Source organism: Moorena sp. SIO4G3 (genome assembly GCF_010692305.1).
Classification (GTDB): Bacteria; Cyanobacteriota; Cyanobacteriia; order Cyanobacteriales; family Coleofasciculaceae; genus Moorena; species Moorena producens_A.
This window is the reverse complement of the sequence record NZ_JAAHIG010000288.1, coordinates 1-11,476: the sequence shown is the minus strand read 5'-3', so window position 1 is coordinate 11,476 and position 11,476 is coordinate 1. Positions and strand designations below refer to the sequence as shown.

The 11,476-nt window shown below is 44.9% G+C and carries 11 protein-coding genes; 7 read left to right on the top strand and 4 right to left on the bottom strand.

Annotated elements, in window-relative coordinates:
- Positions 1–108 precede the first annotated feature (108 nt).
- A complete protein-coding gene (locus tag F6J99_RS33240; protein WP_293119465.1) occupies positions 109–240 on the bottom strand; it encodes a hypothetical protein in 132 nt (43 codons plus the stop codon).
- A gap of 29 nt (positions 241–269) precedes the next feature.
- On the opposite strand from F6J99_RS33240, the gene F6J99_RS33235 reads away from it, so the two are divergent.
- From F6J99_RS33235 to F6J99_RS33210, 6 genes are all read left to right on the top strand, one after another.
- Positions 270–407: a hypothetical protein gene (locus F6J99_RS33235; RefSeq protein WP_293119463.1), complete on the top strand. Its 138-nt coding sequence runs from the start codon at positions 270–272 to the stop codon at positions 405–407.
- Between the two features lie 121 nt (positions 408–528).
- Positions 529–1,140 (top strand): bis(5'-nucleosyl)-tetraphosphatase (symmetrical) YqeK, encoded by a 612-nt coding sequence (yqeK, locus tag F6J99_RS33230; RefSeq protein ID WP_070392642.1) that lies wholly within the window; start codon positions 529–531, stop codon positions 1,138–1,140.
- A gap of 168 nt (positions 1,141–1,308) precedes the next feature.
- Entirely contained in the window at positions 1,309–1,716 is a 408-nt protein-coding gene (gene rsfS, locus F6J99_RS33225; protein ID WP_070392641.1) for a ribosome silencing factor, read from the top strand.
- Between the two features lie 25 nt (positions 1,717–1,741).
- A complete protein-coding gene (locus F6J99_RS33220) occupies positions 1,742–2,248 on the top strand; it encodes a CGLD27 family protein (protein WP_293119461.1) in 507 nt (168 codons plus the stop codon).
- Between the two features lie 45 nt (positions 2,249–2,293).
- Positions 2,294–3,247 (top strand): asparaginase, encoded by a 954-nt coding sequence (locus tag F6J99_RS33215; protein ID WP_293119459.1) that lies wholly within the window; start codon positions 2,294–2,296, stop codon positions 3,245–3,247.
- Entirely contained in the window at positions 3,244–3,462 is a 219-nt protein-coding gene (locus tag F6J99_RS33210; RefSeq protein WP_293119457.1) for a hypothetical protein, read from the top strand. Before F6J99_RS33215 ends, F6J99_RS33210 begins: the two co-directional genes overlap by 4 nt.
- 422 nt (positions 3,463–3,884) lie before the next feature.
- Here F6J99_RS33210 and F6J99_RS33205 read toward each other — a convergent pair whose 3' ends face one another.
- The 3 genes from F6J99_RS33205 to F6J99_RS33195 form a co-directional block, all read right to left on the bottom strand.
- Positions 3,885–4,154, bottom strand: a complete 270-nt coding sequence (locus tag F6J99_RS33205) for a hypothetical protein (RefSeq protein ID WP_293119455.1) — start codon at positions 4,152–4,154, stop codon at positions 3,885–3,887.
- A 46-nt stretch (positions 4,155–4,200) separates the two neighbouring features.
- A complete protein-coding gene (locus tag F6J99_RS33200) occupies positions 4,201–8,901 on the bottom strand; it encodes a tetratricopeptide repeat protein (protein ID WP_293119453.1) in 4,701 nt (1,566 codons plus the stop codon).
- 135 nt (positions 8,902–9,036) lie between these two features.
- On the bottom strand, positions 9,037–9,495 hold the full coding sequence (locus tag F6J99_RS33195; RefSeq protein WP_293119451.1) for a hypothetical protein: 459 nt from the start codon (positions 9,493–9,495) through the stop codon (positions 9,037–9,039).
- Positions 9,496–9,720: 225 nt separating this feature from the next.
- Here F6J99_RS33195 and F6J99_RS33190 point away from each other — a divergent pair, with 225 nt between their 5' ends.
- Complete coding sequence (locus tag F6J99_RS33190) at positions 9,721–11,259, top strand: DUF697 domain-containing protein (protein ID WP_365974758.1); 1,539 nt, start codon at positions 9,721–9,723, stop codon at positions 11,257–11,259.
- Positions 11,260–11,476: the final 217 nt, after the last annotated feature.

Here is an 11,476-nt window from a genome sequence, read left to right as displayed (position 1 = left end):
TGTCCGAGAAGTGTTTCCCGATTTAGCTGATGGCTAAGGTTTTTTTTCTATAGCAATCCTAAATGATTGCTATAGCAATTTTCAATTAGGTAACCTACAAATTGGGTTTTAGGGAACAGGGAATAGGGAACAGATAACAGATAACAGATAACAGATAACAGATAACAGATAACGGATAACGGATAACAGATAACGGATAACGGATAACAGGAAACAGGGAAAAAATCCTGTGTAACTCATTCCCCTATATAGTAATACCTGCAGGAATTGTGAGAATTTTTCTTCTAAAGTTCCCGACTCCCGATTCCCGACTCCCTCGGTGCGCTTTCCGTAGGCGAATTAAATTCGCCACGGGTCGCACCGCTCCCGACTCCCTTTGCCATAACTTTTTCTTGCTAAAGTCTTGAGAAAATGTTTTAATAGACCTATCAGGTAGTATCCGCTATATCAAGAAAAAATGTTAAGATTTTCTTAAAAAAAGAATTAGCGAGTGTTACCAATTACATGTCTTAGGAGCTTTTTAAGGTGATGCGTGATCAGGTGTTGACCTGGTTAGCAGATAATGTACCGTCTTCTCGGCTACAGCATATATTGCGGGTTGAACAGATGTCTGTTGAACTCGCTGAGCTTCATCATCTCAATGCTCAGCAGGCAGGTCAAGCAGGGTTGTTGCACGACCTAGCCAAATGCTTTAAGCCTGAGCGCTTGTTGCAAATGGCTAGAGATAACGGCATAGAAGTCGATCCAGTCTGTGAAGCCGCGCCTCACTTATTGCATGCAGATGTCAGTGCTATTGTTGCCCAAGAGCAGTTTGGAGTCAAAGATGAAGCAGTATTGGAAGCGATCGCTCTCCATACGTTAGGGCGTGAGGGTATGACCCCCCTCAGTTGTGTGGTGTTTATTGCTGATACTATTGAGCCAGGTCGTGGTGATACACCGGATTTACTTGCCTTACGAAATCTCTCTAAGCAAGATCTATACAAAACTGTTTGGTTAGCCTGTGACTACTCTTTAAAATTCCTGCTAGAGAGTCCTCGTCCCATTCACCAACGTATGATATTGACTCGAAACTGGGCTCAACAGATGTCCAGGAAGACAACAGCTAAAAGAGAGAGTAAGACAGATTGTGTAAATGCCTAAAGTCCCCCGTTCCTATCTTTCAGGAATGTTTCGTTAACAGCAGTGTGAGTGTCAAATGAAGAAGCAAAGAAAAGAAATGAAAAGAATTGTACAGCAAGTGATTAAGCACAAGAAAACTTAATTACTATTAGAACAGATTGTTTTGTAAAGCGAGGAATTAAACGCTTAATGAGAGATCAAAATAATAAGCCCTCCACCTTAGTAACCCCTGATACCGAACACCAGGATGCTAGCTATGGGTTAGCATTAACCGTTGCTCAAGCAGCAGATGACCGCAAGGGTGCAGATATTGTGATTTTGTCGGTCTCAGAGGTATCGTACATCACAGATTACTTTGTAATTGTAACCGGGTTTTCTAGGGTACAGGTCAGGGCAATCTCTCAGTCGATTGAACAGCAAGTAGAAGAGGCATGGAACCGTTTACCTGTGCGAACAGCAGGAAAAGCAGAGGGAATCTGGATACTTCAAGATTACGGTGACGTGATTGTCCATATCTTGCTGCCTGAAGAACGGAAATTCTATAATCTCGAAGCATTCTGGGGCCATGCGGAGCAGATTGAGTTTCAGGCATCCTAATTGCAGCACTCACAAAAGAATAATCATGAAATCTCCCGTTTATGTATGTCCTGTTCCAGAAGAGCAGCAACCCATAAATGAATACCAAGAACTAAAAGAATCTTGGTTTTTTAACTGGGTAAGGCTGAAACTACCAAATTATGTGATCAAGCTGACTTGGGTTTGGGGGTTGAGCTGGCTGGTTTCAGGGCCGATAGCAGCAGTCAGTTTTCCACCGCAAAAAGCGATAATCAAGTTTCTGCTCTGTGGCGGGGCAGGAGCAAGTATCTTCTTGATTTTAAGTTTGCTGCGGCTATACCTGGGTTGGTTCTATGTACGCGATCGCTTGATCAGAGAAACCATAGTCTACGAGGAGTCAGGCTGGTATGATGGTCAAACCTGGACAAAAACCCCAGAAATTTTGGCTCGCGATCGCTTAATTGTTTCTTATGAACTCCAACCAATTTTGCAACGTTTACACTGGACGTTCGGATTTTTGATTATAGTCGTGATTGGTGGCAACATCATTTGGCGTGTGTTATCAGCCACCTAGCTCGATTGCTCCAACTAAGCTATAGGGTAGCTTTAAGTCTAATCCATGACCAGGGGAAAACGTACTCAAACACGAGCCTTAGAAGTCCGTTTACTACGGGAAGGCATTATCGAATCAGTTCATTCAGCTCAAGCAGTTGTGTGTGATGACCGGGGACGGATGTTATATGTTGCGGGTAACCCAGAAACCTCAACATTCATTCGCTCTTCACTCAAACCTTTCCAAGCGTTAGCGGTCACCACCACAGGTACCCTTGAGCGTTACAATCTCACCGACCGAGACTTGGCTATTATCTGTGGTTCCCATCACAGCACGATGGAGCAGGTAAGGCAGGTCTTTAATATTCTTTGGCGCTGTGATGTTGACCCATCAGCACTACAGTGTCCCATTCCCCCAGGCAAGGAAAGTTCACTGCAACATAACTGTTCCGGTAAACATGCTGGAATGTTGGCTGTTTGTCAACAAAGGCAGTGGCTACTCAAGACCTATTTGGAGTACAACCATCCCGTACAAAAGTTAATCTTGAGCCAAGTGGCGGAGTTGCTACAGATGCCGGAGCAAGAGTTAATTCTGGCTCACGACGACTGTAACGCTCCGACTTATTTTTTACAACTACGGCAAATGGCATTATTGTACGCTCTGCTCTCTTCTGGTAATAATCTGGCCATGGAGCGTATTGTCCGTGCCATGATTAGTCATCCCCAGATGGTGTCTGGGGATGGGGGATTTGATACAGAACTGATGCGATTATCCGAAGGAGAACTGGTAAGTAAATCCGGAGCACAAGGGGTTCAATGTATCGGTCGCGTTGGCCAGAATATGGGTCTAGCCATTAAAGTACTCGATGGCGGCAAATCACCTAAGTATGCTGCAGCCATTGCCCTACTTAAGCAAATGGCTTGGATTACTCCTTCCGTGGCAGACACCTTGGAGTCGATGTTTATTAACCTCAGTAAATACAAGCGTTTAGAAGTGGTTGGGGAGTTATCTATGCCTTGAGGGTTGAGCTTATAGGGTTTGTATCTCGAAGGCAAGAGGCAAGAGGCAAGAGGCAAAAGGCAAGAGGCAAAAGGCAAGAGGCAAAAGGCAAGAGGCAAGAGGGGAAAGAGATTCGAGGTTGTATTGTCCCTACTCCCGATTCCCGATTCCCTACTCCCGACTCCCGATTCCCTACTCCCTGCTCCCTACTCCCTACTCCCTCCATCAAGCACTGATAGAATTAATTTCAGAAATTTCCCATTTCCCCTTGCCACATTTGGAAATTAGGTGTTATAGTTAAAAAGACGACGCGGGATAGAGCAGCCTGGTAGCTCGTCGGGCTCAACAATCAAGTTAGCTAGACGCTTAATAGCGAGCTTGAGCATGGGCGGCACGAAGATAAATCTCCGTGTGTTTACCTGTCAAATTCGGGGAAGCCTGTAGCGAGGTAATCCCGAGCCAAGCTCCCAAAGGGAGAAGGTGTAGAGACTGGTTAGGCAGGCACCCTAACGTTTAAGGCGAGGGTGAAGGGACAGTCCAGACCACAAACTGGAAGATCCAGGCAACGAAAGTTGTAGTTGGTACGCATAACCCGAAGGTCGGTGGTTCAAATCCGCCTCCCGCCACCAAATAGAATATCATGAAGCCCTGCAAGGTTTTATCTTTGCGGGGTTTTGTGATTTTGGGGAGTGGGTAATCGGGAGTGGGGAATCGGGAATCGGGAAAAGAATGAATAGCAGTAGAGTGGGCATCCTGCCCGCCGGATCAATAACAGTAGAGTGGGCAGGATGCCCGCCCCAAAATAAGCATGAAACTGGCAAGATGCCAGTTCCACCAAGATGCCCATTCCACCAAGATGCCCATTCCACCAAGATGCCCATTCCACCAAGATGCCCATTCCACAGCACTGCCCGAACAGTAGTACCATCAGCCCATAAGCTGATAGCTGACCGCTGACCGCTGACCGCTTACTATTAGCGTAAGCTTTCTAACACCTCTGTTGTAAAAGGATTTTCACCATTATTGAGAGCGTCAACCCAACTCTGTCGTTGTGCTTTTGCCTTCTCATTATCTGTCCAGGCAATGAACTGCTCAAAGTCTTCAATCGCACCCTTAATATTACCCGTTAACGCCCTAGCTAAACCCCGACTATCCTTTATATATCCTTCATGTGGTGCGAGTTCAACGGCTTTTTCACAGGCAAACATTACTTTATCAGCTTGGTTATACAGGCTACCATCCCAACAGAGTTTCTTCCAATCATTGGCAGAAATTTCTAAATTAGGATCTAGTTCTTGAGCTTTTTTGTATCTTGTTAATACCTCATCAATCTTACCATTTTCTGCTAATTTTTTCCATTCACTAACCCAAAATTTGGCTGCATTTTGTTTTGCTTGAGTGTGGTATTCACTATAGAAAACATTGAATTCTTGGGCTTTTTTAAACTGAGTAATCGCCTCATCAATCTTACCCTTCCTTGCTAATCTCTTCCCTTCACTAACATAAAATAATCCTGCAAGTTGTTTTGCTTTTGTCTGAGGATCAAAATCTAAACTGGGGTCTAGTTCTAAGGCTTTTTTAAACTTAGTAATCGCCTGAGCAATCTTACCCTTGCTTGCTAATCTCTCCCCTTCACGAACATAAACATAAAATGGTGCTGGAAGTTGTTTCGCTTTTGTCTGAGGGTCAAACTCTAAACTGGGGTCTAGTTCTAAGGCTTTTTCAAACTTAGTAATAGCCTGCTCAATCTTACCATTTATTGCCAAGCTATCCCCTTGATGAACATAAAATTGTGCTGCAAGTTGTTTCGCTTTTGTCTGAGGATCAAATTCTAAACTGGGGTCTAGTTCTAAGGCTTTTTCAAACTTAGGAATAGCCTGCTCAATCTTACCCTTTTTTGCTAATTTATACCCTTCATTAACCCAAAATAATGCTTGAAATTTTCTAGCTTCAGTCTGAGGGTCAAACTCTAAACTGGGGTCTAGTTCTAAGGCTTTTTTAAATTTATAAATAGCCTGCTCAATCTTACCCTCCCATGCTAATTCTTCCCCTTGCAAACGTAAAGCTGTTGCAGAAGCTTCCAACCGACAAAGATAACGCTTTTCATCACTCACATTAGGGTTATTTTTTAGGTAGTCATTTAGCCCATTGCAAGCCTGTTTGAGGAGTTCCTTTCGGTTAAAGTTCCATAACTTCATCGTACCGTTAGCACTTTTAGAATTCAGGTATTTTCCATCTCGACTGAAGGTTAAATTATAGCCCCTATCCTGATGCGTCATCAAGGTTTCAACCAATTCCCCCTCGGCAGTCCACAATTTCACCGTTTTGTCTTCACTAGCAGAAGCCAGGTATTTTCCATCTCGGCTGAAGGTTACATCATAGACCCTATCCTGATGCCCAATCAAGGTCTCTACCAATTCCCCCTGGGTAGTCCACAATTTCACCGTTTTGTCACTACTTGCAGAAGCGAGGTATTTCCCATCCGGACTGAAGGTTACATCTGTGATCCAATCCTGATGCCCAATCAATGTCTCTACCAATTCCCCCTCTGGCGTCCACAATTTCACCGTCTTGTCCCTCCTACTAGTAGAAGCCAGGTATTTTCCATTCGGGCTGAAGGTGACATGATCGACCGAAGCCTGATGCCCAATCAAGGTATCAACCAATTCCCCCTGGGTAGTCCACAATTTCACCGTTTTGTCAGCACTAGCAGAAGCCAAGTATTTACTATCCGGGCTGAAGGTTACATGCTTGACCCTATCCTGATGCCCACTCAAGGTATCAACCAATTCCCCCTGAGTAGTCCACAATTTCACCGTCTTGTCTTCACTAGCAGAAGCCAGGTATTTTCCATCCGGGCTGAAGGTTACATCATAGACCGGACCGTGATGCCCACTCAAGGTATCAAGCAATTTCCCCTCTGCTGTCCACAATGTCACCGTATTGCCAGAACTTGCAGAAGCCAGGTATTTACCATCCGGGCTAAAGGTTACATGGTTGCCCCAACGCTCATGCTCCCTCAAGGTATCAACCAATTCCCCCTGAGTAGTCCACAATTTCACCGTCTTGTCTTCACTAGCAGAAGCCAGGTATTTTCCATCTCGGCTGAAGGTTACATGATGGACCCAACCCTGATGCCCACTCAAGGTATCAAGCAATTCCCCCTCTCGCGTCCACAATTTCACCGTTTTGTCAGCACTAGCAGAAGCCAGGTATTTTCCATCCGGGCTGAAGGTTACATCATAGACCGGACCGTGATGCCCCCTCAAGGTTTCAACCAATTCCCCGACCGGACCGTGATGCCCCCTCAAGGTATCAAGCAATTTCCCCTTTAGCGTCCACAATTTCACCGTATTGTCACTACTTGCAGAAGCCAGGTATTTTCCATCTCGGCTGAAGGTTACATCATTGACCGAATCCTGAGACTCCCTGAAGGTTTTAACCAAATCCCCCTCGGCAGTCCACAATTTCACCGTAAGGTCAGCACTTTTAGAAGCCAGGTACTTTCCATCCGGGCTAAAGGTTACATCAGAGACTGAATCCTGATGCCCACTCAAAGTTTCAAGCAATTGCCCCTCGGCAGTCCACAATTTCACGGTCTTGTCATAACTAGCAGAAGCCAGGTATTTTCCATCCGGGCTGAAGGTTACATTTACGACTGAATCCTGATGCCCCCTCAAGGTATCTACCAATTGCCCCTCGGCAGTCCACAATTTCACCGTTTTGTCACTACTAGCAGAAGCGAGGTATTTTCCATCCGGGCTGAAGGTTACATCAGAGACCGAACCCTGATGCCCACTCAAGGTTTCAAGCAATTCCCCTTCTCGCGTCCACACTTTCACGGTCTTGTCAGCACTTGCAGCGAGGTATTTTCCATCTCGGCTGAAGGTTACAGCCCAGACCCCACTGAAGGTTTCAAGCAATTCCCCCTCTCGTGTCCACAATTTCACCGTTTTGTCAGTACTAACAGAAGCGAGGTACTTTCCATCCGGGCTGAAGATTACATCATAGACCGAATCCTGATGCCCACTGAAATGGTTAATCTCTCTTCGTTGAGACACAGTCTGTTGCAGCAAGTTTGCACCTTTAATTAGAATATCCGTCGTTGGTTTCTTTGCTTGCTGCAATTCTTGATCTAGTTTAATAACATCCAATTGAACATCCAAGGTTTTATCGCCTAAGACTAAGCGGGACTTTAACTTAGCAATTTCAGCTTTAATATTCGCATTTTCTTTACCGATAAGCGCATCACGCCATAACCCAAATACTGTTGCAGCTAACCCAGAAATAGTTATCGAAAATGCTACCAATCCCCCGATTATTCTTTGACGCTGACGCTGCTTTTGCTTTTCTTCCCTAACTTGTAACGCTTCACTCAAGCCAATAAACTCTTGTTCAGCTTGGGATAGTTCTTCCCGACGTTCTTTAAGTTTTTCCTGTGCCTGGACTAAAGCAGCTCCCCGCAATAACAGTCCCTTATCCCGGTTCATCTCCTGCCACTGACCCATAGTTGCTCGGATTCTTTCTTGCCAAGCACGGAATTCTCGGTCTGTTTCCATCCATCCTTTCAGTTGCCCCCAGTTACGAATTAAAGCCTCATGGACTACCTCCACGGTTTCTTGTTCAGCATTTTCTGCACTGGTGACAACGGTGCGACTGGTAACCACTAACCGGGCATCAGCTAATTTTTTAACTAATTTCCAGTTGGTCTCCTTTAATTCTACTTTGGTAGCCAATCGTCTGGTGTCTTCCGTACCTTCACCGGGACGTACTAATTGGATAAATATCCGCCTTACCCGTTCTTGTTCCTCTGGCTTGAGTTTACTAAATTCCCGATCAGCATAGCTGGTTAATGCACCAGAAACTTCACCGATTTCTTCATAGGCTTGGTGGGTTAGTTGTTTACTGGTGCGTTTTTTCCAAAGTTCAGTTAGGGCAAATTCCAACAGAGGTAAATTACCTGGTTCTTTATCCACATCTTTGAGAATGCGTTCCACCAGTCCGCTTTCAAAGCTAACTCCTAATTTTTGGGCTGGTTTTTCAATTACGTCTCTGAGTTCCTCTGGATTCATGGAACGGATTTGAACATTCACCTTGCGCCAGACATCCGCTAAGGGAGGATAGGACAACACATTCCCTAAAAAATCTGCCCGCAGGGTAGTTACTAACACTGTGGATGAAGAAGATTGTGCTGAGCTAGATTGAAATGTGTTAGAGAGGGTATCGAGAAATAGACGACGGGTTTTCTCATCCCTACACAGGGTGTAGAGTTCTTCAAATTGGTCAGCAATTAGTAAAATTCTCTGGTTAGGATGATTCCGGTGAATTGTGGCAAAGACATCAGATAAAGGTAATTCATCCTCACTAAAAGATCTAGCCAACTTACGAGCTTGGATTATTGTGTCAGTAGAATCCAGGTCAGATCTGTATAGAGGAACTAGGGCTTGAGCCAGAGCCATAAATGGGTCTTTTCCAGGACGAAAATGGGTAAATTGCCAATGTCCGGCTTTTACTAATTTCGGCACTAATCCCGCTAGAACTACGGAGGATTTCCCACTACCTGATGCCCCCAATACGGGAATAAAGTTACGAGTTTGAGTCGCTTTAAATAGTTCTTCTATAAAAACATCACGCCCAAAGAAATATTCCGCTTCCTTGGGACTGAAATGAAACAACCCTTGATAAGGGCATGGTAGATTGTCACTAGCTGTAGATTGATCTAAATCTTTGGGAGTAGTGGTACTTTCCTTTTGGTAATGGTAATAATTTAAAATTTGGATTTGGTGAACCTGCTCCCCAGGCGACTTCAGCTAATAAGGTTCAGGATTATTATTGTAAGTAATGTTGAACATATTACCACTACCGGCTTCTTTAATTACTGGATCTTGATTTTTATTATTGTAAATTACATCACCAGACACCTTGTTATAATTTACATCACCAGATACTTGCCAGTTTTCCCTTTCAACTTGGTTAAAATTATTGATTTCTCTTGCTAATCCTTCAATCTCATGGGCAAATTTAGCATCTTCTTCCATCGCCTCTTGCAAATAATAAGATATAACTTCAACATCAGTCTCTGAAGCATCTTGAGCAGCTAGCAAAGCAACTTCAGCCCTGGGATCACTACTTAACTTATCAATAATCTTCTGGCGCAGTGGCTTGGCTTTTTCTAGGGCTGCATCAGTGAACTTTTCTACCGTGGTTTCCGCAGCTTTCGTACCGATAAAAGCTAGGCTAGCAATAGCTAGAGCAGATAGAGGTTCCATATCTCAGTAAGGGTAAGTAGGGGAGATTAACTAGGAATACAAGCAATAAATACAGAAAAATTATTTGTAATCCGGATTAACTCTGATAAAATAAAAAAAACGTCCATGAATTTGCTGAGCTAAGTTATTACTAACTTTACCAACTTCAGCGATCCACAAGTAACTTGATATCGTAGATACAGACCAATAATTATGGGCAAAATTCCGATAGTGGAGGATTAAATAGTGCTTAAGTTGCAGCGACCGATCTTAGTTGGGGGAATCGTTCTATCTTTTGGTTTATGGCTAGCCCAGAGTGCCTACGACTCAGTGATGGAACTAGGTGAGTATACCCTTTGGGGAGCGATCGCATTTGGGACTGGATTCTGGTTTCTGCAGCAGCGGAGGTCACAAAACCAGGAATCTTTGCCCCGATCAACCCCAGTAGACCTGGCAGCCGTGGAAAACACCATCGCATTTACCGAAACTATCATTACTCAGCTCGATCAAGAATCCGAGGCACGGGATGCCAGTGCTAGACTACGAGAGCAAGTAGCCCAGCTAAAGACTGAGCTAGACCGCAAGGAAATAACAATAGCAGTCACTGGGGATAAGGGTGTTGGGAAAACCGCTTTGATTAAAGCTCTCGAAACCCTCTATAGTAACTCTCAACCATGGCCTGACCTGTCTGTGCAGTTCCAAGAAACACCAGGCTTGTTTACCGTCAAGGATAGTGGTATCGAAGCACAAACCACCGCTATGGACATCGCCCTGGGCTCCGATTTAGTATTATTTGTCACCGCTGGTGATTTGACCGACAGCGAGTTACAAGCCTTGCAGCAACTGAGTGCTCCCCACCAGCGCTCCATACTAGTACTCAATAAGCAAGATCAGTATTTATCTACACAACGGGCTACGGTTTTGCAAACCTTACGGCAGCGAGTGCTAGGACGATTAGACCCAGAAGATGTGGTAGCGATCGCATCTAACCCAGCTCCGGTGAAAGTGCGTCAACATCAGCCAGATGCTTCGGTCAAAGAGTGGTTGGAACCCCAAACCCCTGACCTGACCTTGCTCAATGACCGCTTAACTCAAATCCTGACCCAAGAACAGCAACAGCTAGTGTGGGCAAGTACCATCAGAGCCATGACCAGGGTACAAGCTCAAGCCAAGCAAGAATTGAATCACCTCAGACGCGATCGCGCTTTACCAATTATTGAACAGTATCAGTGGATTGCAGCAGCTGCCGCTTTTGCTAACCCAGTGCCAGCCCTTGATTTACTGGCAACAGCGGCCATTAGCGCCCAATTAGTCACAGAACTCGGGGACATTTATCAGCAAAAATTCTCTCTCTCTCAGGCTCAGGAAGCCGCGAAAACCCTAGGTAGTTTAATGGTAAAACTAGGCTTAGTAGAGCTTTCCACTCAAGCCATTGGCAATATGCTCAAAAGCCATGCCTTGACCTATGTCGCTGGTGGCGCAGTACAGGGCGTGAGTGCTGCTTATCTAACCCGATTAGCAGGACTAAGTTTGATTGAGTATTTCCAAGAACAGGAGCAAAGCGAAACTAGTCCTAACCCGCAACAGTTCAATCCCGAGCAACTCACCCAGAAACTCAAACAGGTATTCCAGCAAAATCAACGGGCAGCATTCATGCAAGGTTTTGTGAAACAAGCAGTAGCCCATTTAATCCCAAAATCATCACAACCCCAGCCCTTGCTAAAGAAGCCTATGCGCTACGCGCACGCTACGCGAACAGCCGTCAGCGGTCAGCTGTCAGCTTAACATAAACCTTCCGTTGCGTGCGCCGATACGCAAATGAGAGAATTTAAAGGTGCGCTTTCCGTTATTAAGTTTTTTTGTACTGGTGCAAGATCTCAGCCCCTGACTAGCGGCGATGGCCACTAGCAACAGTAGTAAGAAACTTAACAGATTTACCGTACACTATTACTTGTATCGTGACAGTTAAAGCCGTTGTAACAATGGTGCCCTCGCGCCCGAA

Bases quoted from the DNA above. Each gene is read 5' to 3' on its own strand.
- F6J99_RS33240 (WP_293119465.1), bottom strand. From the start codon at position 240: ATGAGTTACACAGGATTTTTTCCCTGTTTCCTGTTATCCGTTATCCGT.
- yqeK (WP_070392642.1), top strand. From the start codon at position 529: ATGCGTGATCAGGTGTTGACCTGGTTAGCAGATAATGTACCGTCTTCT.
- rsfS (WP_070392641.1), top strand. From the start codon at position 1,309: ATGAGAGATCAAAATAATAAGCCCTCCACCTTAGTAACCCCTGATACC.
- F6J99_RS33220 (WP_293119461.1), top strand. From the start codon at position 1,742: ATGAAATCTCCCGTTTATGTATGTCCTGTTCCAGAAGAGCAGCAACCC.
- F6J99_RS33215 (WP_293119459.1), top strand. From the start codon at position 2,294: ATGACCAGGGGAAAACGTACTCAAACACGAGCCTTAGAAGTCCGTTTA.
- F6J99_RS33205 (WP_293119455.1), bottom strand. From the start codon at position 4,154: ATGGTACTACTGTTCGGGCAGTGCTGTGGAATGGGCATCTTGGTGGAA.
- F6J99_RS33195 (WP_293119451.1), bottom strand. From the start codon at position 9,495: ATGGAACCTCTATCTGCTCTAGCTATTGCTAGCCTAGCTTTTATCGGT.